The organism is Streptosporangium sandarakinum (assembly GCF_050942225.1).
GTDB classification, from domain to species: Bacteria; Actinomycetota; Actinomycetes; order Streptosporangiales; family Streptosporangiaceae; genus Streptosporangium; species Streptosporangium nondiastaticum.
Genome location: NZ_CP192034.1, coordinates 1871528 through 1897931 on the forward strand (window position 1 = coordinate 1871528; position 26404 = coordinate 1897931).

Consider the following 26404-nt stretch of genomic DNA (forward strand, 5'->3'; position numbering starts at 1 on the left):
TCCCCCGACCCCCGGAGCGCCCGCCTCGTCCCCGGGCGCGCCCATCAGGCGGGTCCCCAGGCATGTCTGCCATGGAGTCGGATCGCCACGGTTTCCGCGGTTCTACTCGTGATCAACGATGGATTCAGTGGCTAATTTGTGCCTTCGCTATTGGCTGGTTGACCAGTCAGTGAGTAGGATCGGGCCATGAGAATCCTCCTTGTGGGAGCCGGCGGCGTCGGGTCCGCCGTCGTCCCGATCGCCGCGCGCCGACATTTCTTCGAACACATCGTGGTGGCCGACTCCCAACAGAGCCGGGCCGCCGCCGCGGTGGCCAGGGTCGCCGATCCGCGGTTCAGCGCCATCACGCTGGACGCCTCCGACCAGGCCGCGGTGGAGGCGGCCCTGGCCGAGCACCGCTGCGACGTGCTCTTCAACGCCGTGGATCCGCGTTTCACCATGCCCCTGTTCCGGGCCGCGCTGAACGCCGGCGCGCACTACCTGGACATGGCCATGTCGTTGTCGCGCCCCCACCCCCAGCGGCCGTACGAGCTGCCCGGGGTGAAGCTGGGCGACGAGCAGTTCGCGCTGGACGGCGCCTGGCGCGACCGGGGCCTGCTGGCCCTGGTCGGCATGGGGGTCGAGCCGGGCCTGGCCGACGTGTTCGCCCGCTACGCCGCCGACCACCTCTTCGAGAGCATCGACGAGATCGGGATCCGCGACGGGGCCAACCTGGTGGTGGACGGCTACGACTTCGCGCCGACCTTCTCGATCTGGACCACCATCGAGGAGTGCCTCAACCCGCCGGTCATCTGGGAGGACGGCGGCTGGCGCACCACCGAGCCTTTCAGTGAGCCGGAGGTGTTCGACTTCCCCGAGGGCATCGGCCCGGTGGAGTGCGTGAACGTCGAGCACGAGGAGGTGCTGCTCGTCCCGCGCTGGGTCGACGCCAGGCGTGTGACGTTCAAGTACGGCCTGGGCGAGGAGTTCATCGGGGTGCTGAAGACCCTGCACAAGCTCGGCCTGGACAACGCCGGCAAGATCCGCGTCGGTGGCGTCGAGACCTCGCCCCGTGACGTGGTCGCCGCCAGCCTCCCCGACCCGGCCACCCTCGGCGACCGGATGCGCGGCAAGACCTGCGCGGGCACGTGGGTCAAGGGTGTCGGCAAGGACGGCGAGCCGCGCGAAGTCTACCTGTACCACGTGGTCGACAACGAGTGGTCGATGCGGGAGTACGGCTGCCAGGCCGTGGTCTGGCAGACCGCCCTGCACCCGGTGGTCGCGCTGGAGCTGCTGGCCACCGGCGTCTGGACCGGCTCCGGGGTGCTGGGCCCCGAGGCGTTCGACGCGGTGCCGTTCCTGGACCTGCTGGGAGACTACGGCTCCCCGTGGGGCATGCGCGACCAGCTCGCGGCGGCGCTCCAGCCCGCCTGAGCCATCCGGCGGTCCCGCCGTACGGCTCGCGCGGGCGGAGGCGGCTCCGCCGTACGGCTGGTGCGGGCCGCGATGGTCCCGCCGTACGGCTTCCGCGCACCGAGGCGGTCCCGGTCTCCGGGGCCGCCTCTTCGGCGTGCCCGGGGCCGGACGGCGCTCGGAGACGGTGACGGCGAGGCTCTGACCTGCGATGACGACTATGTGTCACAAGATCTGGACATCTCGAATCCGGATCGTTACCCCCCACCGTCGGTTCTAATCACGACCCCCAGGTATGGTTTCGCTCATCCCGCATTAAAAGAGACATAGCGGGATCAACCATGCGCTAAGTGGGATCAGGTGCTGTCCACCGCGCGGTGAACCGCCGCCGTCCCTCGCGTTCCCGGGCGATATATGAGGGGAGGACGATGGGCGCCTACCTGCTGAAGCGGCTGGTCAGCAACGTCCTGCTGGTGGCGATCGCCGCGAGCATGGCGTACTTCCTCGCCGCGACCAGTCTCAACCCCAGGGCGAAGTACGAAGGCCGTCAGCCACCGGTGGCGGAAGCCGTCATCGACTCGACGCTGGACGACTACAACCTCAACGACAAGAAGCCCGTCTTCGAGCGCTATGTCACCTGGGTCTCCGGCGTCGTCACCGGCGATCTCGGCAAGACCTGGCAGGGCAAGTCGGTCAACGACGAGATGGGCCGCCGGATCGGCGTCAGCCTGCGGCTGCTGCTCATCGGCACGGTCCTCGGCTCGGGGATAGGCGTGGCCGTCGGGGCCTTCGCAGCGATCAGACAGTACCGGGTCAGCGACCGGGTCATCGGTGTGGCGGCCTTCGTCATCATGGCGGTCCCGGTCTTCGTGATGGCGAAGATGCTCACCATCGGAGCGGTCGGGATGAACGAGCTGCTGGGCACCAAGCTGGAGTACACCGGCGAGTACACCCCGGGGCTGAGCGGCTGGGACCAGACGCTCAGCCGGCTCAACCACCTGATCCTGCCGACCATCTCCCTGTGCCTCGGGCAGATCGCCTTCTACAGCCGCATCCAGCGCAACATGATGCTGGACGTGCTGGGCCAGGACTTCGTCCGCACCGCCCGGGCCAAGGGCCTCAGCCGCAAGGCGGCGCTGCTCAAGCACGCGCTGCGGACCGCGCTGGTGCCGGCCGCGACCTACTTCGCCTTCACCTTCGGCACGCTGCTGACCGGCGCGATCTTCACCGAGAAGATCTTCGGCTGGAACGGCATGGGCGCCTGGCTGGTGGACTCGATCCAGCAGAACGACACCAACGCGGTCGCCGCGGTGAACCTGTTCGCCGCCGTGTGCGTGCTCTTCGCGGGACTGCTGTCGGACTTCATCGTGGCGGCCCTCGACCCCCGGGTGCGGGTGAGCTGAGATGCGTTCCAAGGTCGTTTTCGCCCGCATGCTGCGCAACCGGCAGACCCGCTACGGCCTGATCGCGTTGCTGGTGCTCCTGCTCCTGGCCTACGTCGGCCCGTACTTCGGCCCGCACGACTGGCTGGATAAGGACTTCACGGCGTTCATGGAGCCGCCCTCGGAGAAGCACTGGTGGGGCACCACCCAGATCGGCCAGGACGTCTACGCGGTGACCCTGCACGGCATGCAGAAGTCGATCGTCATCGGCTTCCTCGTCGCCCTCATCTCCACCGGTCTCGCCGCGCTCGTCGGCGCCTCGGCCGGCTACTTCGGCGGCTGGCTGGACAAGGCGCTGATGTGGGGCGCGGACCTGCTGCTCGTGCTGCCCAGCTTCCTGATCATCGCGATCGTCTCGCCGAACCTCAGGGGCGGCTCCTGGCTCTGGTTCGTGCTCCTGCTGGCCGCGTTCTCCTGGATGATCACCTCCCGGGTGGTGCGGAGCATGACGCTCTCCCTGCGGGAGCGGGAGTACATCCTGGCCGCCCGCTACATGGGCATCCCCGGCTGGAAGATCATCATCCGGCACGTCGTGCCGAACCTCTCCTCCCTGCTGATCATCGACGCCACGCTGAACGTGAGCGCCGCGATCATCGGCGAGGCCGGGCTGTCGTTCTTCGGGTTCGGCGTCCAGCCGCCCGACGTCTCGCTCGGCACGCTGATCGCGGCGGGAAGTGACAAGGTCCCGGGTTACTCCTGGCTCTTCCTCTTCCCGTCCGGCCTGCTCGTGCTGCTGGTGCTCAGCGTCAACCTCATCGGCGACGGCCTGCGCGACGCGCTCGACCCGGGGAGCAACTCATGACGATTCTCGAGGTGAACGACCTCAACGTCACCTTCCGCGGCGGTATCAAGGCCGTCCGGGGCGTGAGCTACCAGCTCGCCCGGGGCGAAGTGCTCGGCATCGTCGGCGAGTCGGGTTCCGGAAAGTCGGTGACCTCGCTGGCCGTGATGGGCCTGCTGCCCGAGGGCGCCGAGATCAGCGGCTCGGTCAAGCTCCACGGCCAGGAGCTGATCGGCATGCCGGAGGAGGAGCTCACCCGGCTCCGTGGCAAGTCCATCGGCATGATCTTCCAGGACCCGCTGTCAGCCTTCACCCCCGTCTACACCATCGGCGCCCAGATCGCCGAGGCGGTGCGGATCCACCAGAAGGTCGGCAAGGACAAGGCCGCCAAGCGGGCCGTCGAGCTGCTGGACCTGGTCGGCATCCCGCACCCGGACGTCCGGGCCAAGGCGTTCCCGCACGAGTTCTCCGGCGGCATGCGCCAGCGCGCGATGATCGCCATGGCCATCGCCAACGACCCCGACGTGCTGATCTGCGACGAGCCGACCACCGCGCTCGACGTCACCATCCAGGCCCAGGTGCTGGAGGTGCTCAAGACCGCGCAGCGGGAGACCGGCGCGGGCATCGTGATGATCACCCATGACCTGGGGGTCGTCGCGGGCCTGGCCGACCGGGTGCTGGTCATGTACGCCGGCCGGCCGGTCGAGCTGGGCGGCGTGGACGAGATCTACTACCGCCCGCGCATGCCGTACACGATGGGGCTGCTCGCCTCGATCCCGCGGATGGACCGCCCGTCGGCGCGGCTGATCCCGATCGAGGGCAACCCGCCCTCGCCGGCCGCGCTGCCGCCGGGCTGCCCGTTCGCGCCGCGCTGCCCGATGAAGGTGGACGCCTGCGACGACGGCGAGCCCGAGCTGGAGCCGGTGGGCCCCGGCAGCCGCCGGGCGGCCTGCATCCGCGCGCACGAGATCGAGCTGAAGAACCTCGACGGCGCCACGATCTACCCGGTTCCCGAACCTCCCGCCGAGACGGAGGCCTCCCGGCCGCGTGCCGAGCGGGAGACCGTGCTCAAGGTCGAGGATCTGATCCGGCACTACCCGCTCATGAAGGGCGCGGTGTTCAAGCGCCGGGTCGGCACCGTGCACGCGGTGGACGGCATCAGCTTCGACATCGCCGAGGGCGAGACGCTGGGCCTGGTCGGCGAGTCGGGCTGCGGCAAGACCACCACCCTGCAGCAGATCATGCAGCTGGAGGCGCCCCAGGACGGCACGGTCGTCGTGCTGGGCAAGGACAGCGCCAAGCTGGGCCGGGGCGAGCGCACCGCGCTCCGCCGGGACCTGCAGATCGTCTTCCAGGACCCGATGGCCGCGCTCGACCCCAGGATGCCGGTCGGTGACATCCTCGCCGAGCCGCTGCGCGCGCACGGCCGCAAGGACGTGCCGGCCCGGGTCGCCGAGCTGCTCACCCTGGTCGGCCTGGAGCCGTCCCACGCCGAGCGCTACCCGCAGAACTTCTCCGGCGGCCAGCGCCAGCGCATCGGCATCGCCCGCGCCCTGGCGCTGGAGCCGAAGCTGATCGTGCTGGACGAGCCGGTGTCGGCACTGGACGTGTCCATCCAGGCGGGTGTGATCAACCTGCTGGAGGACCTGAAGGTCAAGCTCGGCCTGTCCTACCTCTTCGTCGCCCACGACCTGTCGGTGGTCCGGCACATCGCCGACCGGGTGGCCGTGATGTACCTCGGCAAGATCGCCGAGATCGGAGCGGTCGAGGAGGTCTACGCCAGGCCCGCCCATCCCTACACGCGGGCGCTGCTGTCGGCCATCCCGCTGCCCGACCCGAACCTGGAGCGCTCGCGCGAGCGGATCCTGCTGGAGGGCGACCTGCCCAGCCCGGCATCGCCGCCGTCGGCCTGCCGGTTCCGCACCCGCTGCCCCAAGCGCGCCCGGCTCAGCGCCGAGGACGCGCGGCGGTGCGACACCGAAGAGCCCATTGTCACCCGGCTCGCGCCCGCCGCCGATCACGGCGCCGCCTGCCACTACCCCGAGGTGACCGAGGTACCCGAGACCGCGGTCTCCTGAAGAATCCCCGATGGAGGAACACGTGAAGGTTGGTTACAAGGCCGCAGCCGGAGCCGCGCTCCTGGCCATGGCCCTCACCGCCTGCGGCGGCGGCAGCGGCGACAAGCCGAAGGCCGAGTCGAGCCAGGCCGCTCAGGAGCAGGCCGCCGCGCTGCCCGGCAGCACGATCAACCCGGTCTCCTACGAGCAGGTCGCCGACGGCGGCGTGGTGAAGCTCGGCCTCAGCCAGTGGCAGGAGCAGTGGAACTACAACCAGGTGAACGGCACCAACGCCAGCACCGACGACGTGATCGAGCCGCTGATGCCGCTGATCGGCATCGCCGACGACAAGGCCGAGGTCACCAACAACCCGAACTACGTCACCGAGTGGAAGATGGACCTCGGTAGCGGCAAGCAGGTCGTCACCTACAAGATCAACGAGAAGGCGACCTGGTCGGACGGCACGCCGATCACCTACAAGGACTTCGCCGCCCAGTGGAAGGCGCTGAACGGCGAGAACAAGAAGTACCAGGTCTCCTCGACCGAGGGTTACGAGCGCGTCGAGTCGGTGGAGAAGGGCGCCTCCGACAAGGAGGTGGTGGTCACCTTCGCCAAGAACTTCCCCGACTGGAAGGGCATGTTCTCGCCGCTCTACCCGGCCTCGACGAACGACACGCCCGAGCACTTCAACAAGGGCTGGATCGACAAGATCCCGGTCACCGCCGGCCCGTTCAAGGTCGAGTCCATGGACCAGACCGCCAAGACCGCCACCCTCGTCCGTGACGACAAGTGGTGGGGCCAGAAGCCCAAGCTCGACAAGGTCATCTTCCGGGCCATCGACGCGACCGCCATGATCGGCGCCTTCGCCAACGGCGAGATCGACGCGGTGGAGATCCCGGCGAACGCCGCGGACCTCAAGCGGGCCAAGGAGGTGCCGAACGTCGACATCCGCAAGGCGGCGGCCCCGAACTGGCGCCACTTCACCATCAACGGCTCCTCGGAGCAGCTGAAGGACAAGTCGGTCCGCCAGGCCATCGTGCTGGGCATCAACCGCGAGGCCATCGCCCAGTCCGACCTCAAGGACATGGACTGGCCGATCCAGCTCCTCAACAACCACGTCTACATGAACACCCAGAAGGGTTATGTGGACAACTCCGGGGACCTCGGCAAGTACAACCCGGAGAAGGCCAAGCAGCTGCTGGACGCCGCCGGCTGGAAGCAGGAGGGCGAGTACCGCAAGAAGGACGGCAAGGAGCTCAACCTCCGCTTCATCGTCCCGGCCGACCTGGCGCTGTCCAAGCAGGAGGGTGAGCTCACCCAGGCGATGCTGAAGGAGGTCGGCGTCAAGGTCACCGTCGAGCCGGTGCCGGGTGACAAGTTCTTCGACGACTTCATCATCCCCGGCAACTTCGACATCACGCCGTTCTCGTGGCTGGGCACGCCGTTCCCGCTGAACGGCCTGTCGCAGATCTACAAGACGCCGACCGGCCCTGACAACTACGGCAGCAACTTCCCGCGCATCGGCACCCCCGAGCTCGACAAGGTCATCGAGCAGGCGGGCGGCGAGATGGACCCGGCCAAGGCCATGGAGCTGGGCAACCAGGCCGACAAGCTGATCTGGGACGAGGTGCACACCCTCCCGATGTACCAGCGCCCCGACATCCACGCCGCCAAGAAGAACCTGGCGAACTACGGTTCGTTCGGCTACGCCGACAAGGACTGGACGAAGATCGGCTTCACCAAGTAGGCGCCACCGCCCGGTGACACCGGCGCAGGACCGTCTCTCCGTGCCCTTCCCCACTCCGGCGGGGGAGGGCACGGCCCTTTTCACGGCCCTTCTCGCGACCCTTCCGCGGTCCTCTTCGGACACGAACCCGGTACGGCGGGCACTCCGGTCGCGGCGCGGCCGCCCACGGGTACGGAGGGAGGCGGGAGGGGGCCCGGAAACACGGGGGCTCTAGAAGAAGGCCGCGCGGCGGGGCAGCGGGCGGACGTTCTCTCTCGGGTCCTGCAGCAGCGCGTCGGCGCACTCCGGGCAGGCGAACAGGGCCGCCTCGTCGGGCAGTCGCCCGATCCTGATGCGCGGGCGCGGCCACTTCTTGTGGCAGACCACGCAGGCGTCGCCCTCCCGCTGGGTGCGGGTCAGGCCCTCGGGGTCGAAGGTCATGGAGCCCTGCCCCCCTCTGGTCGGCCGCCGGCTCATCGCGCCTCCGGTCGTGATCTGCGATCTCGTATCGCAACCGTTATAACGCCGTGGCCTCCCGTGATCGTCGTACTGTGGGCCAAGGGGGGGTTAAATCACGTCCCGCGCGCATGTCATATGGCAGCAAAAGGGGCACCTGGCATCAAGTCAGTGCTGCGCTCCTCCCGGGCCATGGACACGCGAACCGATGCCGTCCGGGACGGGCGTCGGTGTCCATCGGTCTCACGTCCGGTGGATCCTGCCGGCCGAGGAGGTGAGACGGCGGCGCGCCACGAAGGCGAAGGGGCCTCGACCCGGCCGCCGGGAGCGACACGCTTTCCCCTTGGCGCAGGGCGATCCTGAACGTCGCAAAATGCGGGAATGCTACCGACCCTGTTCACCCAGTGGTACGCGAACCTGCATGTAGCCATGTTCGAGTGATTCACGCGCCGGCCGGGGACGTGAGGTCCGGACCAGAACGCGTTTGAGCCACCGATCGGTACCGTCGTATCGAGGGCGGAAAGCCACCCGCCCGTGGACAACCGTGTCGTTGTCCACGATCAGCAGGTCGCCGGGGTCCAGCGATACTGTACGTCCGCATTCCTCAAATGCCGCGCCTAGCTTTCCGTACGCTTCGAGAAAGCACCCGTCATCCGTCAGCATGCGCGTGTACGACGGGTCGTACCGGACGCATGGCCCATCGTTTCGTGCCCAGACCGTGGCCATGCCGACGGGCGGCGCGGATCGATCGGTGGCATCCCCATAGCTGTCATCCGGTTCGATCACCAGCAAGGGTTCTTCAAGCAGGACGAGGTCGGCATCACCGATATCTGCATGTCGGATGTTGGCCAGCCTCGTACCCACTCCATCTGGATTTCTCAGACACAGCAAGAGCAGGAGATCGGCCCGTTCCGGATGGAAGCCGTCCTCCGTATGCCACGCGAGCGGAACGGCGCTGCTGGCTCCCACCTGCATGTTCTCATGTCCGGGACTGGGCAGGATGTCGTGCACGATCCTCCCGTCCTGTTGATTCGTCCACCCGAACACGGATCCCAATGTCGCCGCCACCGTTATGAGCCCGATGTCATGCTCGGCGGTCCGCCGCTCATTATTCTGCGACCAGTGCAATGGCGTCGGCCCCGGATCGGCGAACTCATCGAAGAGCCCGCGTATCACGAGGAATCCGTGATCGGGATCAGGAATGTCAATCATCTCCTTCAGCCATCGGGAGAGCTCCGGCGGTAGGACGCCACTGTCTTTGCGTAAGAAATCGCCCGCCATGTCGGCCGGGGCCAGACGTCTCACGGCTTCCGCGAAGTATGAGCCCGCTCTCCGGGCCACGCCGAACTCCGTTACTTCAGGCATGTGTCCGTCCTCAACTCTCATCACCTACTGATTTTTCCTGGCGGCGGTGGTCAGGCGCCGCCGGCCGCGAGGCGCGCCTTGAGTTCACCCATGATTCGCCCGGGGACGTCCCTGACGAAATAGTGGCCGCCGGGGACAACCGTCACATCGGTCATCCCGTCGGTCTGACCTGCCCAAGGTTCAGGCTGCAGGTAATCCTCTTCGCCATAAAAGGCCCAGATGTCACATGAGGTCCGGCCTCCGCTCCATCGGTAAGCATCGAGCATGGCCAGATCCGCGGATATGACCGATGTGGAGAGCCGGACGAGTTCGGTCATCAGTTGCTCTGGGATGTCTTCATCGGTGACGAGGGATCGGATCTCCTCGTCCCAGTCGACGTCATCCGGGGGGTAGCTCTGCAATCTCTCCGGGGGCGGTGAGCCGCAGACCGCGAGTCCCAGCGGATTGAGGCGTACGGCCGCCTCGAACGCCAGGATGGCGCCCATGCTGTGTCCCAGGAGCAGGACGCGACCATCAGGGCGTAGCACTTCCGTGACGGCCTCGGAGATCCTGTCCGCGGTCGCCGATAGATCCACCTCGAAGGGTTCGCCGAACCGCGGGCCACGTCCGGGCAGGCACACCGAGGTCAACCTCCAATCGGCCGGAAGGCTCGTCCGCCAGCCGCGGAATTCACTGGGTCCGCCGCCGGCACAGGGAACGACCACCAGATCCACCGAAATCTCTCGTGGAGCCGTCATGGGCACGAAAATGTCCGGCCACCCCATCCCGTCACCTCCGTTCCGCATTTTGATCCGTGGGATCGGACAGGCCGCGGTCCCGCGCTTGAGGGCAAGGGAGTCTCAGTCGACGGCAACCGCTTCACTGTCCAGAACCCGCCTGAACCCGAGGAGAACGATGAGTAGCGCGGCAAGGAGGGCGGCGCCCGCCAGCAGGGCCCATCCGGGAGACGCCACCTCGACGATGACGCCTGCGGCCGCCGCGCTAATGGCCACGCCGACGTTGTTGGCGGTGTTCACCCACGTGGTGGCCTCGGTGCGATTGGCATCGGAAACGATGGTGTCCACCGCCAGATAGGTCACGATCAGCGCAGGTGCGATCGTCACTCCCGTTAAAGCCAGACATACGCCAAGCGGGATGAGACCGGAGACGAGGCCCGTGACCGCCGTCGCACCGGCCACGACCGCCAGCAAGCCCGCCAGCTGGGTGGACAGCCGTCGTGTGTGACGGATGTGCCCCCACAGCAGTCCTCCCAGCCCACTCCCCACGGCCAGCACCGCCAGGAGAACGCCTGCGGCGGCGGGGTTTCCCGCGGCGTCGGCCCTGGCGACGACGACCACCTCGATCGGCCCCAGTCCCGCGCCGAGCCCCAGGACGATGACGACCACGAGAACGAAGCCGCCGGAGGTGAATGGACCAAGCCAGGTCGCGCGCCGGACGTCCCGCTCCGCGCCGAGGGCCTGAGCGGCGGGGGAAGTCGCCAGCCCCACCGTGCCGACGAGCAGGAGCACGCCCGTCACGACCATCGAGACCGCCGCTCCGACAGAGGCGATCAAAGCTCCGGTGACGACCGGCCCGATGGCGAACAGGACTTCCTCCGCGACGGTGTCAAGACTGTACGCGCGCTGGCGGGCGTCCAGAGTCGGGGTGAGGGCGGCCCAGACCGCACGGGTCGCCGGTCCCAGAGGCGGCGCACAGATTCCCACCAACGCGCCCAGTACGACATAGACAACGGCTGAAACCGTCTTCTGGGAGACCGCCAAGGCCAGCAGGCAGACGACTACGCCGTAGGCACAGGCCAAGGGGATCAACACCTTGCGCTGCCCGTAGCGGTCGACGAACCGAGACTTGACCGGAGCGGTGAGGCTCGCGATGGAGAAGGCTCCCAGGGTCGTTCCGGCCGCCGCGAACGAGTCGGTGGCCTCCTCCACGCCGAAGAGGAGGGCAAGAGGGATCATGGCGTAGGAGAGGCGGCCGACGACCGCCGCCGTAAACGCACGGAGAGCGCCGGGAAGGCGCAGAACCGATCCATACGTAGCCTCGGCTCGCTGCCGTTCCGCTTCATCTTCCATTTTCTTGTTTTACATCCTTCGGTTCGTGCTGCGGTTTTCTGGAAAATTCCGGGACAGGCAACGGCGAATCAGTCGACGAGGATTCGGTCGACCGCATCAACGAACCGCCGGCGGCCGGGCCGACGGAGGCGCAGGCGCTCCATTTTCGCTTTCCAAATTACCTCTACCGGATGCTATTGATCAAACCGGGCCGAAGGCGTCTCGGTCGAATTCGGAGGGTCGAGCGTTCCGGCCGGGCGGATAAATACCCCAACCCTTAGGGGATCGAGGTGAGTGGGCTTTCCGCCGGACGCACGCGCACCCGCGCCACCGGGGCACGGCTCATGGAGACCCAGGTGCGGACACGGCTCGCCTTACTCTCGCCGACTGATGTCTTCACACCGCAGCCGGGGTGCTCAGACCATCTTGAGCGGAGTGTTGGTAAACGCCCTCTGGCATGAACGGGGCCGGGCGGATCGGGGCGCCGCCGCGGCCGTTTCTCTTCTGTAGAGGACATCAACGGTGTCCGGCGCGCCAGTCGCCGACCACGTCACCACAGTGTCGAAACCCAGTCGGTCCCCCAACTCGCAGAACTCCTCAGGATCTGGCGCGGGTGCCGCCGGCCGGTCGGTGCGCAGCAGGCGCACGACATCGCCGACCGGGCAGAGCTCGTCGAGTTTGCGAAGGGCGGCGCTCTCGTGCCAGACCCGGGCATTGGGCACCCCGCTGATCCGCACACCGGTCGAGATCGAACCGGATAGAACTCGGGCAACGTCGGTGATGCCGTTCAGATCCTCCCAGGCGAGGCAGGTGACTTCCTCCGGTCGGGGTCCGGCGTCCGACGGCCCCTTGAAGATCACGACATCGTACCGATGCGCGCTCATCTCGTTTCGGTACCTGGCCCGCTTGACTCGAACGTCAACCGCTGCGACCCCGGGCAGCGCGTCACGTACGCCGAGGAAGAAGTCAGGGTCGACCAGGAGTTCCTGTTCGCTGGCGACGCTCTGGTCCACGAGCCGCTGAGCGGCGCGGGGATCGGCGCACCCCTCGATCTGGTCGGCCAGAACGGCGGCGCGGAACTCCCGATGCAGGCGCAGATTGCGCACGTCACCGACGAACACCGCACCGCCGGGAGCCAATAGCTCGACACAGCCCTGCACCACCCGCCACAGGTAATCGCCGCTCGGAAAGTACTGCACCACCGAATTGAGCACGATCGTGTCGAAGGCGTGACGCTCCAGGCCGCGGAAATCGTCCGCGTGTTGCCTCCTCAGCGAAACCGTCTTGCTCAGCCCGGGGGCCTGCGCAAGCTGTTCGGCCAGCCGGGTCAGGGCCGCTTCGGAGAAGTCGGTCCCGACATAACGCTCGGTCCCTCCGGCCAGTCGGGTCAGGAGCAGACCCGTCCCGACTCCGATTTCCAGCAGATTCCTCGGGCGCAGCGACCGGATACGTTCGACGGTCGCATCACGCCAGTCCACCATCTCTTCCGGAGGAATGGGCATACCGTCGTAACTGCTGTGCCAGCCGACGAAGTCGGCGCCGAGCCCACCGCCCCGCTCGAACTCACCATAGAGCCATTCGTACAGGTGGAGCCAGTGATCGACCAATACGGCTTCGCCGGGACGGTCTTCCATGCGGGATGACATTGCTGCTCTCCTCCTCACAGTGTTCACGCCGCGCCCTCAGCGCCCGGTGGCGGCCTCCGCTGTGTTCTTGTTTCTTGAAGGCCGGTGATGTCCGGCTCGGCATTGATTTTCGCGGCCGGCCGAGGACGTCATCCCCGGCCTCCCGCCGTTCCCACTGTCATCCGTCCGGACGTCGGCGAGCCGGCCGGAGTCGGTCTGGACGACTTCTCCGCTCTGGCCTCGGCCGCCATCGAGAACGCATAGGGGTCGACCGCGTTACCTGGGAGGTGCTCGATTTGGACCTGCCAGCCCACGCCGCAGTCGGCCGCCAGCTCCAGGAGGACGTCCAGCGCCACATGATCTTCCAGAGCGAACCCCGTGGAGTCGAACACGGTGAGCCGACCGGCGTACTGCCTGGCGAGCTCCGGTTCGGCGCACAGGTCCGCCAATTCCGGCCCGATCCCGTGCTCCTCCAACTGCTGACACTCACCTTCGCGGAGAGCCTGTGCCGTATGGTCGGGAAACACCGCTGCGGTCCGCAGGAGGGCGAGCGGCAGTTCCGTCTTGCCTGGAAGGTCCGAGCCGACCGCGTTGACGTGCGCGTGCGGTTTGAGGCCGTTCCCGCCCAGAACCGGGCCGGCACCGATCGCGACCGATGTCACGGTACAGATCACGTCGGCGGAGGCCTCGATCTCCGCCGTCTCGGCGACCCGCACCTCCACCCCGGTGAAAGCAACACGGTGGGCCAGGTCTGCCGCGCGACGTCGATCGACGTCATGTACGAGGACCTGCCGCAGTGGCAACACCCGACTGAGCGCGTGAACCTGGGTGACCGCCTGCGCACCGGCCCCCACCATCCCCAGGACGGCGCTGTCGGGATGGGCCAGCAGGCGGCTGGCTATGGCGGAGGCCGCCCCCGTACGTAATGCCGTGAGCAGAACACCGTCGCACACCGCCACCAGGCGGCCGGTGAGGTCGTCGAACCGGCTCACCGCCCCCAGAATGGTGGGCAGGTTCGATGACGTCGGATTGGTAGGGGTGTAGGCGACCGTCTTGATGGTCACCGCCCTGCCCGGCTCACGGTGCGGCATCCATTCCAGGACTCCGCTGTCTTGCGGACAACGGACGAATCCTGAACGCGGCGGCGTCTGACCGGTCTTCGCGCGCGTATTCGCGAGAGCCTCCGTCAAACGCCCCATGAGCAGATCCATCACATGGTCCCGTCCGAAGACGCGGATGATTTCCTCAAGGTGCTCCTGACCGAGGATCACTGTTCCCGACATCGCTCGTATCTCTCCGTTCCGGTGTCTTGCGGAGAATCTGGAAGGTGGCCTGTCAGCCCTGCGGGTCGCGCAGCAGATCATTGAGGATGGCTCCGGTGTCACTCAGCGGGCGCGGGCGCATGATCTCCTCACGACGCGCGTCAATGTAGTGATCATGTATGGCGCCGCTCACGTACGGCCGCCATCGCTCGGCCGCCTGCTCACCGGTACCGTCATCCGCCGACCTGAGCACCACGATGTCTCCGTCGAACCGTCCGGGGACATGATCGAGGAGGATGCGAAGATTGTTCCGGCGCACTTCTGAGGCCGATGCCGCAGTCACGCGATCGAATCCGCCGAGGTCGGCCACGGCGGAACCGATCTCCGGGCCGGCTGGACAGAGGCGGTCGCCAGGGTAGGCGGCCGCCACGGCGAGCAGCGACACCCGACATCCACGACGCACGAGCTCGACGGCGACCGCATGCGCGGCGAAGCCGCCGAACGCCGTTCCCAGCAGCCGGTACGGGCCCTGTGGTTGCGTCTTCCGGATCAGGTCCGCGTACTCCTCCGCCATCTCTGCCATGTCCTTGACCGGGGACTCCCCTCTGCGCAGCCCCCGGGCCTGCACGCCGTGCATGGGGACCGAGCGATCCAGCGAGCCGGCCAGTCCCGCGTAGCCCCAGGCGAACCCGGTCTCGGGATGGATGACGAACAGCGGGCGGCGTGTACCCTGCGCGCGCAGAGTCAGCAGTGGCCCGAGCACGCGGTCGGTCGTTGTGGCGGCAGCGAGCCGCGGTGCCAGACGAGCGACCGTAGGAGCGTCGAAAAGGGTGCGCACACTGATCTCGCTTCCGAGGATCATCCGTATCCGGCTGATCAACCGGGTCGCCAGCAGCGAGTGGCCTCCCAGCTCGATGAAGCTGTCATCGACACCGACCGCGGGCAAGCCCAGTGCCTCGGCGAACAGCCCGCAAAGGAGTTCCTCCCAGACATCTCGCGGGGGCCTCGTCGCCGTCCCCGGGGAGGCGGATGCCGGCAACGCGCGGCGATCCACCTTCCCGTTCACGGTGAGCGGCAAGGCCGGCAACACGACGAACGCGGAGGGCACCATGTAGTCCGGCAACCGTCGTGCCGCGAACTCGCGCATCTCCCGCGGGTCGATCCCGGCACCGCTCATGGGCACGACGTACGCGATCAGCCGCCGTCCCCCACCCGGGTCCTCCCCGGTGACCACCACCGCCTGCCGCACCAGGTGAGATTGAGCGAGGGTCGCCTCCACCTCGCCGGGTTCCACCCGGAACCCGCGGATCTTCACCTGGTCGTCGGCCCTGCCGACGAACTCCAACTCGTCGCCCGGCCGCCACCGCACCAGGTCTCCCGTCCTGTACATGCGGCCGCCCGGCGCGCCGAACGGGTCTGGCAGGAAACGCTCCGCCGTCGCTCCCGGGCGTCGCAGGTAACCCCGCGCCACCCCGGCACCGGCGATGAACAGTTCGCCCACCACACCCGCTGCCACCATCTGCAGTTCATCGTCGAGGACGTACACCCGCAGGTTGTCGAGGACCTCGCCGAGAGGCGCGCTCACCGGCCATTGATCCACCTCACCCGCAAGCGCGGCGACAGTGGCGGCGTGCGTCTCCGCCGGACCGTAGACGTTGTAGGCCCGGCGGTTCACACCGTCCCGGAAGAAATCCTTGATCCGGTTTCCGGGGATGAATGCCTCCCCGCCCTGGAGGACGGTGGTGACGGTGTCCAGTGCGAGCCCCTGCGACGTGGCCGACTCGATCACCGCGTCGATGAACGAGGTGGCTCCGTAGACCTCGTTCACCCGGTGCTGATCGACCCACCGCACCAGCGCGTCGATGTCGGCCTTCACCTGGTCGTCTGGAATGACCAGGGTTCCACCTGTCACCAGCGGGGCGAGGATCTCCTGTACGGAGAAATCGAATCCGACCGCGGTCAGCTGCCCGGTCCTCCTCCCCGCTCCGCCCGGCATGGCGCGCCGATGCCAGGTGAGCAGGTTCACCAGTCCGCGTACAGGCATGACGACGCCCTTCGGCGTCCCCGTGGAGCCGGAGGTGTAGATCGTATAGGCGGCCGTGTCGGGCGTGACCGGTGCCAGGCGATCCCGGTCATCCGGGTCGTCGACAGGGCTCTCCCGGATGAGACGTGCTGTCCGCGCATCGTCCAGACACACGAGCGGCATGCCTTCCGGCAGGCGGGAGGCTGTGGACACGATGGTCAGTGTGAGCGCGGGAGACGCGTCCTCGATGATCGCAGCGAGCCGGCTTTCGGGGTACTTCAGGTCAAGCGGAAGATACGTGGCACCGGCTTTGAGCACGGCGAGCAGTGCGATGGGCAGGTCGACCCCGCCGGGCAGGGCTACGGCGACCACGTCCTCCGGCCCGACACCGCGCTCGATGAGGTGATGAGCGAGCCTGTTGGCTCGTGCGTTGAGCGAGCCGTACGACAGGGTGACCCGATCATCGGCGACCGCGGGGGCACCGGGGTCCGCCTGTACCTGGCGTTCGAACAGGTCCGCCACCCTGCCGGCCGAGATCTCGGCCCGGCGTCCCGTCCCCGCGGCCAGAAGCCGGCCACGGTCCTCAGCGCCTGCGAGGCGGCCTCCCAGAGGTTCATCCAGATCTGCCAGCACCGCGGCGAGAGTCTCCGTGAAGGAACTCGCGAGCCGAGAGGCCTCCTCCTCCGAGTACAGATCCGTGGCGTACTCGAGCGTTCCCGAACTACTGCCGGGTTCCGGACCGACCACGAAAGCGAGGTCGAGATCCGAAGTCCTCTGCGCGGGCCGAGCGATCGGTCGCACGTCGACGCCTTCCAGGCGGAACACGCTTCCGGCTCGGGTCTGGGTCAGGAGCATCACCTGGCACAGCGGGGTATGGGAGCTGTCCCGAGGAGGGTTGACGGCGGAGACCAACGCGTCGAACGGCAGGCGGTCGCGCTCGAGCGCCGCGAGAGTGACTTCCCGGGCGTCCTCGATGAGCGTGCCGTAGGTGGCGGACTCTGGAATCCGTAACCTCAGCAACACGGTGTTGAGCATCGGCCCGATGACGTTCTCGTCCTGCCAGTCGGTACGCCGCCCCGCCGGAGTGCCGATCAGCACGTCGGTACTGCCGGTTGTGCGATGCCACATGGCGGCCAGTGCCGCCGCAAGGACCATGAACCTCGTGGCCCGCATACGGGCGGCCACCGCGTCCATGGCCACGGCCAGCTCATCCGTGATCGGCAGCGGGACCTCGTCGATCCGGTAAGACCGTCTGGATGGGCGCCGCGCCCCTCCCGGCAGCGGCATCACGCCGGGCGCATCGGATAGCTGGTCCAGCCAGTAGGCGCGCTCGGTCTCGGCCTCAGGGGTCCTGTGCCATGCCGACTCCTCCGCCATCACCTCGCGGTACTGACGCGGTACGGATCCGGGGGCGAACCCGGCCGCACCTGAGTAGAGATCGCTGATCTCCTGTAACAGGATGTCGAGTGACCAGGCGTCGACCGCTATATGGTGCACGGCCAGGAGGAACAACCAACGTCGATCGGCCAGCCGGACGAGCCTGGCCGACATCGGCAGGCCGTTCTGCAGATCGAACACACGTCTGTCATTGTGCTGGAGCAACGCTTCCACCAGACCGTCGTCCGCCTGCTCACCGCGGAGATCCGCGTATTCGAGACCGCAGCCGTCCGCACGCACCCGCTGCGCCAGCGAACCGCCCCGGTACTCGAAGACGGTTCGCAGCGGCTCGTGCCTGCGCACCACCTCGGCCACCGCCTCACTCAGCCGGGTGACGTCCACCTCCCCGTGCAGCGTGAAAGCGAGCGAGAGCGTGAGAGCGCCCGTATGGTCGGCCATCTCGTGGAGCAGCCAGAACCTCTTCTGAGCCGGCGTCGCAGGAGTAAGCACCGGGGTCATCCCACCTTCAAGGCGATCGAAGGCAGTTCGGAGACCGGACGTAACGGATCATCCAGGACGGTCTCCACCAACTTCACGAACCATCCCGCCAGCCGGTCCGCCTCCTCGGCGGGCAGCACTGACCTCGCGCAGGAGAACCAGCCCCGCATGCCGTCACCGTCCAAGAACATGTCAAGGCTGAGATCGAAGCGCGCATCCTCCGTGCTGGTATCGAGTGCCGTCACTTCCAGACCCGGGAGGGCGAAGGTACTGTCGGCGGGCTCCTCGAAGAGCTGGAAGGTGACCTGCACCAGAGGCGACCGATCCATCGTCCGCTCGGGATTCACCGCCTTGACGAGACGTTCGAAGGGCAGGTCCTGATTCGCGAAACCGCCGAGAACCACGTCTCGCACTCTGGCTACCAGATCCTCGAAGGACGGATCGTCCCGCAGGTCCGCGCGCAATGCCAGCAGGTTCACGAAGAACCCGATGAGACCTTCGACCTCCGGCACCGTCCGGCCCGCTACCGGCACGCCGACCAAGAAGTTCCGGTTTCCGCTCATGCGCGAGATCAAGCACTCGAACACCGACAGCAGGGTCATGAACAGCGTGCCGCCCACGTCGCTGGACAACTCACGCAGTCCGGCGGTCGTCTCCGCCGACAGGGAGAACTCCACCGTTGTGGCGCCCTGCTCGGTCGTCCTACCGTGCGGCGAGAGAGTGTCCAACGTGAACGAGGCATCCGAGACGTGCTCGACCCAGTAGGCCAGTTGCCGGTCCAGAGCCTCGTCATCCAGTTGCTCGAGCTGCCATACGGCGAAGTCGCCGTACTGCACCGGCAGAGGCTCTCGCCGTGACCGAGATCCGGCGAGCCGGTCCCGGTAGATGTCGGAGATCTCGTTCAGCATCACCTCGACCGACCAGCCGTCGGAGACGATGTGATGCATCATCAGGGCCAGTACGTGGTCGTGCTCGCTGAGCCGGAGAACTCCGACACGGTAGAGGGGGCCGGTCGCCAAGTCGTAGACCTGAGACATGGCGTACTCGGTGAAGTCGGCGATCGCCCGGGTGACGGGTCCCGCCGCCGGTCTCACTTCGACCTGCCCTTGCCAGCGCTCGTCGACGATCTGCACTGGTGCGCTGTCGGCCACGGCGAATCGGCTCCGAAGAATCTCGTGCCGATCGACGAGTTCTTCGACGGCCGCGGTCAGAGCCGCCAGGTCGAGCGGACCACGTAGGCGGAACAGCTCACCCATGTTGTAGGCCGTGGACTCCGGGTCGAGCTGGTGGACCAGCCACAGGCGTTGCTGTGCCGGCGACATCGGGTACGCGCCGTCACCTGAGGTCCGCTGGATCGGCTGCGGCGTCAGGCTCACGGCATCGCTGACGGCTGCCGCGAACCGTGCCACCGTCGGGTTCTCGAACAAGGACCGGATGGATACCGCCACGCCGAACAGCTTCCGGATCCGGGACACGACCTTGCCCGCGTTGAGGGAGTGGCCTCCTATCCGGAAGAAGTCGTCGAAACGGCCGACTCTCGGCAGGCCGAGCACGCCCGCCATGATGGCGGCGATCACCTGCTCGGCGCTTGTCCGAGGCGGGACGAAGGCGTCGGGCTCGACGATGTCGGCCAGGGGAAGCGCGCGGGTGTCGACCTTTCCGCTGACAAGCCGCGGCATGCTGTCCACCGGGATGAGACGGGGGAGCATGTATTCGGGCAGCCGGGACGCGGTGAAAGAACATAGTTCGGCCAGGGGCGGCCGGGAATGCTCTTTCAGGAGGACGTGAGCGACCAGTTCGTCCTCCCCGGCAACGGATCTCCGGATCGACACCACGGCCTCTTCCACGTCGGGGTGCGTGGTGAGAACCGACTCGATCTCAGCGGGTTCCACCCGGTGACCACGGATCTTCACCTGCTCGTCAGAACGCCCGAGGAACTCCACCGCACCGGTCTGGGTCAGTCGGCCCAGGTCTCCGGTCCGGTACATGCGGGCCCCCGGCTCCGTGCTGAAGGGATCGGGGACGAATCGATCCGCTGTCAGCGAGGGCAGATTGAGGTAGCCGCGTGCGACGTGCTTCCCCGCGAGGAAGATCTCTCCGGCGATGCCGATCGGAAGGAGGTTGCCGGCGTCGTCGAGGATGCGCACGCTGGTGTTGTCCACCGGTTTGCCGATCAAAGGTCCAGCGCTGTCATGGAGCCGCCACGTCAACGCGTCGATGGTGCACTCGGTGGGACCGTAGAAATTCCATACCTCGACCGCCGGCTCGGCGGCGAGCCGCCGCCACAGCGGCGGGCGAACGGCCTCGCCTCCCATGATCAGTGTTGATGGACGGTGTTCACCGCGGAGCAGGCCGAGATCGAGCAACTGGACGAGTTGCGCCTGGGGGACATCAAGAACGTCGATCCGATGTTCCCGGACGAACCGCAGGAGGCGCTCGGTGTCGCGCCGGGTCTCCTCATCCACGATGTGGAGCTCATGCCCCGCGATCAACCAGAGCAACTGGTCCCATGCGGCGTCGAACGCGATGGATGCGCTCAGCGCCACCCTGCGCGGGCCCGAACCGCCGAAATGCGCACGCTTGTGGGCATGGAGCAGGTTGGTCATCGCCCCGTGTTCCAGAAGCACACCCTTCGGGGTGCCCGTCGACCCCGACGTGAACATCACGACGGCGAGGTCCGACGGTCTTACGGGCCGCCGCTCTCCCTCGCCCGGGGCCATGGTCTTCTGGTCGAGGGGGACTCGCTTCAGTTCCAGCGCGTTCAGTGCCCGTGCACCGGTCTCATCGCAGAGCAGCACCTCCGCACCGGTGCTTTCCACCATCCCGCGTATCCAGTCGAGGGGATGGGAGAGGTCCAGAGGCACCACGGCGGCGCCGGACCTCATCACACCCAACAGGGCCGCGATGATGTCCTTGGAGCGCCCACCGGCGACCGCGATGAAGTCACCGCTGCCTGCCACGGCACGGGAGACGGTTCCCACCGCGCGCTCCAACTCGGCGAAGGTCCAGGAACCGTCTTCGTCGACCAACGCGACAGCGTCGGGGGACGCGGCTACGATGCGTTCGAACTCGTCGACCAGCGATGATTCGGTGCCGACCGTTCCACGGCCGGAGCTGAGATCGAGTACGACCGCGGTCGCCGCCCCCGGCAGCAGCGGCAATTCACCGACCGGGCGGTCAGGATCCGACAGCACCTCATGGATCAGCGTGCGGAACGCGGTGGCCAGTTGCTCGGCCTCCTCCGCGGACAGAACCGACCGGTTGTAGGTCAGCAGGCCGCGCAGTCCGTCGCCGTCGCGGTAGAGGTCCATCGCGAGGGGAAGGTCGGCGTCGAGGCCGTGACGGATGCCCGGCACAGGTGTCGCCTTCACATCGCCGAGTTCGAAGCCGGCGGCCACCTCGGCTTCGAACACCTGGAACGCCACCTGAACCACGGGAGGCACGTCAAGCGCGCGCTCCGGGTTGAGCGCCTCCACGAGATCCTCGAATGGCAGATCCTGATGCGTGAAACCGCTCAGGACCACCTCGCGGACCTTCGTGAGGAGGTCGGTGAACGTCGGGTTGGCCCGCAGGTCGGCACGGAGAGCCAGCATGTTCACGAAGAATCCGGCGACGCGTTCGAGCTCAGGGGCTGCGCGCCACGATGACGGCACTCCGATCAGGAGGTCGCGCTCGCCGGTGACACGGGACACCAGCACCTCGAACACCGCGAGCAGGGTCATGAACAGGGTGCCACCCGACTCGCGGGACAACCTGCGCAGGCGCATGGCGATCCCGGCGGGCAGTTCGAACTCGACGGCCCCTTCCCGACCGCCGTCCGCCGTCCTCCCCTTCGGGCGGAGAGCGTCCAGGACCAGCGGTGCGCCTTCCACATGGTCAAGCCAATAGGCGAGCTGCCGTTCACGGATCTCACCGCGGAACACCTCGCGTTGCCAGACGGCGAAGTCGCGATAACGCAGCGACGGCCACGGGAGCCTGTCCCCTCTGTAGAGCCCGGCGAGCTCTTCGAGCAGAAGCTCCAGCGACCAGCCGTCAGCCACGATGTGATGCATCGCCAGCACCAGCACATGGTCCACGTCGTCGAAACGCAGCACTTCGGCACGGAACAGGGGTCCGCGAACCAGGTCGAACCCGCGACCCATGACCTCCTGAGCGAACAACCGGGCGGCCTCGTCGCGGTCGGCCACCGGACCGGCATCGGTCACACCGACGCAGCCCTGCCAGCGGTCTTCTATCACCTGCGCCGGCACACCGTCCCGGACGGTGAAACGTGTCCGCAGCGCTTCCTGCCGGGCGACGAGCCGGTCCACCGCCTCGGTGAGCGCATCGACGGAAAGCCGACCGGACAGCCGGAACGCTTCACCGAGATGGTAGGCCGTGTTCGCAGGGTCAAGCTCTTGGACGAACCACAGTTGCTGCTGCGAGAACGACATGGGCACGATCTCGTCGTCGGCGACTCGGACGGCGGGCACCGTCGTGGGGCGCGCCTCGCTCATCAGCAGCGCCGCGAACTCGGCGACGGTCGGATTCTCGAACAGAGCGCGCACGGACACGGCCGTCTTGAACAGCTTCTTCACCCGGGAGACCATCTTCACGGCGGGCAGCGAATGCCCTCCCAACGCGAAGAAATCGTCGTCCCTGCCGATCCTGTCAAGACCGAGGACGTCAGCCATCACATCGGCGACGACCTCCTCCACTCCTGGCCGGGGCCTGGAAGACGCTCCACTCGGCAGCCCCTCGGCCGTGACCGCCTCACCGCTCCGGCAGAGCTTTTCCGGCACGCTGAGCTGCGATACGCGTAAATCCACATTCGCCAGGACCTGGTCGACCAGGGACCGGAAGGCGGAGGCGAAACCGCTCGCGAAGTCCTCGTCGAACACAGCCTGGTCGTAGTAGAGCCTCCCGTGCAGTCCACCGCCTTCCCGGAAGCAATCCAGCGCGAGCGGGAAGGGAAGCGCACGCCCCAGTACGTGCAGCGGCGCCGCACGAACGCCACGCATGTTCAACTCGGGGGCGAAAGGATGGTTGAAGAGCTGGAAGATGGCCTGGACCAACGGTGGCACGCCAATCACCCGTGCGGGGTTGACGGCCTCGACGAGACGGTCGAATGGCAGATCCTGGTTGGCGTACCCACCGAGCGCAACCTTACGTACCCTTGCCAGCAGATCACGGAAGCGCGGGTCGTCCCGCAGGTCCGCACGCAGGGCGAGCGTGTTCGCGAACAACCCGACCACTCCTTCGACCTCCGGCAGCGTCCTGCCGAGCGCCGGCGCGCCGACCAGCAGGTCGGGAGCATCTGTGACCCTCGACAGCAGCGCCTCGTAGACCGCTAGGAGGGTCATGAAGAGGGTGGTTCCGGAACTGCGCGAGAGCTCTTGAAGAGCGATCGTCACGGTTTCGTCGAGCCGGAAGCCGACGACTCCACCGACCGGTCTCCCTCCCGGACGCCTCGTGCCGAGTACCGGGACGACGTGGGGTACCTCGGCGACCTGGTCGAGCCAGTAAGCCAGCTGCCGGGCGAGTTCTCCGCTCTGCTGCGCCTCCCGCTGCCACTTGGCGTAGTCCGTGTACCGCACCGGCAACGCGGCGAGCCGGACCGGCTCCCCGAGCATGGCCGCTTCATAGCACGCGGCGAGTTCTTCCAGCAGAACAGAGATGGATCCGCCGTCGCCGATGATGTGGTGCATCGCCATCACCAGCACATGGTCTGAGGGATCGAAGCTCAGCACCTCGATCCGGAACAGCGGACCGCTCACCAAATCGAAGCGGCGGGCAAGCACGTCCTGGGCGAACGACAGTGCGGCTTTCCCGCGGTCGGCCACCTCTACCGACTCCACGACCTCGACCCGTCCCGCCCATCGCTCGTCCACGACCTGCCGCGGCGTGCCGTCCACGACGGTGAAACGGGTGCGCAGAGCCTCGTGCCGGGTCACGAGGCTGTCCACTGCCGCCACGAGGGCGGGAACATCGAGCGGACCGGCGAGCCGGAACGCCTCGCCATCGTTGTACGCGTCCGTCCCGCCGTCGAACTCCTCGATGAACCACAGTCCCTGCTGTCCGAAAGTAACGGGAAAGGTACTGTCAGACAAAGTGCCCCCCGGAGCTCGACCGCTGAGCAAGACGTTCGGCGATCTTTCTGGTCACTGCCTCGCGATCGATCTTCCCGCTCGCTCCCAGCGGCAGAGCGGGTAACACATGCATGGACAGTGGAACCGACACTGCAGGAAGCACCTCACGCAAGGCGGCGGTCAAGGCGGTGATGTCCGGAGGAGCGGCACCGGCCTCGGCCGTGATGGCGACATGCAGGGTCCGCGAACCGTCTCCCCGCTCGATCACCACGCACATGGCTTCGGCGACTCCGGGCTGTTCGAGTAGAGCCGCGTCGACTTCAAGGAGGTTCACCCGGACGCCTCTGATCTTGACGTCATTGTCGATCCGGCTCAGGAACTGAACGACGCCGTCATCGAACCGGACGAGATCACCGGTCCGGAACGCTCGGGTATGCCCCTGCGGCGTCGGCGCGATGTCGATGTACCGCTCCGCGTTGAGTTCGGGCTGGTTCAGGTAGCCGAGCGACACCGGCAGGCCGGCGACGAGCAACTCGCCCACGTTGGGCTCGCCGGATTCGACCGAATCGATCAGGATCTCGCACCCTGGCAGCGGCACCCCGATCGGGGGTTGGGAAGGCCAACCGGAGCTCGGTCCCGTCAAGGTATGAACGGTGACCATGGCCGACTCGCTCTGTCCGTAGTGGTTGTTCAGCCTGCACGAGGGGAGCCCTGCGAAGAACCGGCGGATCGGCGGCGAGCACACGATCTGCTCACCAGCAGTGTTGATCTCAACGAGGGAAAGCTTCTCCAACGAGTCCTCATCCGCGGCCGCCACCGCCAGCATGTGCAATGCCAGATAGGGCAGGAACAGCCTTTCAACGCGATGCGCCACCAGCCAGTCGAGCAGCTCGAAGGGATCAGAGCGCATTCGCTCGGGAACGATGGCCAAGGTCCCGCCGCCCGCCAACGTGCCGAGGATTTCCTGGAAGCACACATCGAAGTTCAAGGGCGCGAACTGGGCGGTTCTGAGGTCACGGCGCGGGGAGTGGTCGCGTTGCCATTCCACCATGTTGTCCAGGCAGCTGTGGGGGATCGCGACGCCTTTAGGCCAGCCGGTCGAACCGGATGTGTAGATGATGTAGACGGGCAGATCGGCTCGGCACGGGACGGGACGCCAGCGCCCCAGGCCGCCTGGTTCGGACGCGGTGCCGGGCTCGGGAACGGGGAGCAGGACCGCTGTCGTGTCGAGCTTCGGCACAGGTCCCGTGTACAGCAGGACCTTGGGGGCGCTGTCCTTCAGCATGTGCTCCAGCCGACGCTGCGGGTATTCGCTGTCGAGCGGGAGATAGGTGGCGCCGAGGCTCACGATACCGAGCATCGCGGCGACCACCTCGGTGCCACGACCACCCGCGACCGCGACCCTGTCTCCCTCGCCGACGCCGTGGGAGGCCAGAAGAGCGGCGATGTCGCCGGCCCACGCCAGCAAGGCGGCGTAGGTGAGTTCACGGTTCTCATCCACGACGGCGAGCGCGTCCGGCCGCTCGATGGCGCTCTCCGTGACGGACTGCACGAGACAGGGAGGATCGGACGGGCCTCCCCACAGGGACAGGCGTTCCGAACCAGCGGTCTGGAGCGGGGCCGGCGTCCCGGAGCCGATGCCGAACTCGCGCATGGCCCTCCCCAGGTCCTGACCCACTCCGGATTCCGCCGCGTCGAACCAGGCGATCACCCGATCCCGGATTTCAGGACTCTTCTCCTGGCTGAGCTTGAACATCGCGTCCACGTGCTCGATGCGGATCGCGAAGGCGCCGACGCCCTTGACGATGGACCGGAAGTAACCGAGTGAGGGTTCCGGATCCCAGCCTGTGCCGAATCCGTGCTCGTAGGCCGAGACGGTGCTGCGTACGATCTCCAGGGTCTCCTCGGTATCGGGAACCGGGCGAAGTGTTCCCTCGATGTGCACAGCCAGGAAGTTCCAGGTGGGCGCCGCGGGCACGGTCCGGTACACGGTGGGGCTGACGTAGCCGTGCGGTCCTGTGAAGACCAACTTGGCGGGCGTTCCGTCCTCAAGCCACTTCCAATGAGGATTGGCCCGGTTCATATGCCCGAGCAGCGTGGTGCCCACCAGATCGCCGCTGCTCGGCGACCCCGGCGTGAGGATGATCGGTACATGGGTCGCCTGCGGCACCCGGGGGCCGGCGGTCAGAAGCGTCGCGAGCGGATAGTTCTGGATGAGCGAACGCACCCAAGCGTGTTCGTCTTCTTTGTAGATGTCTGGCACAAACATGATTGGATCTCCGGG

General features: G+C 67.2%; 14 protein-coding genes. 5 read left to right on the plus strand and 9 right to left on the minus strand.

Annotation, left to right across the window (positions count from 1 at the left end; all coding sequences use genetic code 11):
- The first annotated feature begins 186 nt into the window (after positions 1-186).
- The 5 genes from ACQP10_RS08905 to ACQP10_RS08925 all read left to right on the plus strand — a co-directional run bounded on the left by ACQP10_RS08905 (position 187) and on the right by ACQP10_RS08925 (position 7419).
- A complete protein-coding gene (locus ACQP10_RS08905) occupies positions 187-1413 on the plus strand; it encodes a saccharopine dehydrogenase family protein (RefSeq protein ID WP_346020824.1) in 1227 nt (408 codons plus the stop codon).
- A gap of 407 nt (positions 1414-1820) precedes the next feature.
- Positions 1821-2795 (plus strand): ABC transporter permease, encoded by a 975-nt coding sequence (locus ACQP10_RS08910; RefSeq protein ID WP_179819029.1) that lies wholly within the window; start codon positions 1821-1823, stop codon positions 2793-2795.
- Between the two features lies 1 nt (position 2796).
- A complete protein-coding gene (locus ACQP10_RS08915) occupies positions 2797-3636 on the plus strand; it encodes an ABC transporter permease (RefSeq protein ID WP_346020823.1) in 840 nt (279 codons plus the stop codon).
- On the plus strand, positions 3633-5693 hold the full coding sequence (locus ACQP10_RS08920; protein WP_179819027.1) for an ABC transporter ATP-binding protein: 2061 nt from the start codon (positions 3633-3635) through the stop codon (positions 5691-5693). The genes ACQP10_RS08915 and ACQP10_RS08920 overlap by 4 nt, the downstream gene beginning before the upstream one ends.
- Positions 5694-5715: 22 nt before the next feature.
- Entirely contained in the window at positions 5716-7419 is a 1704-nt protein-coding gene (locus ACQP10_RS08925; protein ID WP_433541193.1) for an ABC transporter family substrate-binding protein, read from the plus strand.
- Between the two features lie 210 nt (positions 7420-7629).
- Here the strand turns inward: ACQP10_RS08925 and ACQP10_RS08930 are convergent, their stop codons facing one another.
- The 9 genes from ACQP10_RS08930 to ACQP10_RS08970 form a co-directional block, all read right to left on the minus strand.
- Positions 7630-7839: a hypothetical protein gene (locus ACQP10_RS08930; RefSeq protein ID WP_346020821.1), complete on the minus strand. Its 210-nt coding sequence runs from the start codon at positions 7837-7839 to the stop codon at positions 7630-7632.
- 399 nt (positions 7840-8238) lie between these two features.
- Positions 8239-9219 carry a TauD/TfdA family dioxygenase gene (locus tag ACQP10_RS08935; protein WP_433541194.1) on the minus strand — a complete coding sequence of 327 codons (981 nt, stop codon included), beginning with the start codon at positions 9217-9219 and terminating at the stop codon, positions 8239-8241.
- Between the two features lie 50 nt (positions 9220-9269).
- Positions 9270-9956, minus strand: a complete 687-nt coding sequence (locus tag ACQP10_RS08940) for a thioesterase II family protein (protein WP_346020819.1) — start codon at positions 9954-9956, stop codon at positions 9270-9272.
- Between the two features lie 102 nt (positions 9957-10058).
- Positions 10059-11288 carry an MFS transporter gene (locus tag ACQP10_RS08945; RefSeq protein ID WP_433541195.1) on the minus strand — a complete coding sequence of 410 codons (1230 nt, stop codon included), beginning with the start codon at positions 11286-11288 and terminating at the stop codon, positions 10059-10061.
- Positions 11289-11683: 395 nt separating this feature from the next.
- Entirely contained in the window at positions 11684-12913 is a 1230-nt protein-coding gene (locus ACQP10_RS08950) for a class I SAM-dependent methyltransferase (protein WP_346020817.1), read from the minus strand.
- A gap of 128 nt (positions 12914-13041) precedes the next feature.
- Positions 13042-14175, minus strand: a complete 1134-nt coding sequence (locus tag ACQP10_RS08955) for an ornithine cyclodeaminase family protein (protein ID WP_346020816.1) — start codon at positions 14173-14175, stop codon at positions 13042-13044.
- A 52-nt stretch (positions 14176-14227) separates the two neighbouring features.
- Positions 14228-18073: a non-ribosomal peptide synthetase gene (locus ACQP10_RS08960; protein ID WP_433541196.1), complete on the minus strand. Its 3846-nt coding sequence runs from the start codon at positions 18071-18073 to the stop codon at positions 14228-14230.
- Complete coding sequence (locus tag ACQP10_RS08965) at positions 18070-24141, minus strand: amino acid adenylation domain-containing protein (RefSeq protein ID WP_433541197.1); 6072 nt, start codon at positions 24139-24141, stop codon at positions 18070-18072. The genes ACQP10_RS08960 and ACQP10_RS08965 overlap by 4 nt, the downstream gene beginning before the upstream one ends.
- Positions 24134-26383 carry an AMP-binding protein gene (locus ACQP10_RS08970; RefSeq protein WP_433541198.1) on the minus strand — a complete coding sequence of 750 codons (2250 nt, stop codon included), beginning with the start codon at positions 26381-26383 and terminating at the stop codon, positions 24134-24136. Before ACQP10_RS08970 ends, ACQP10_RS08965 begins: the two co-directional genes overlap by 8 nt.
- Between the last annotated feature and the right edge of the window lie 21 nt (positions 26384-26404).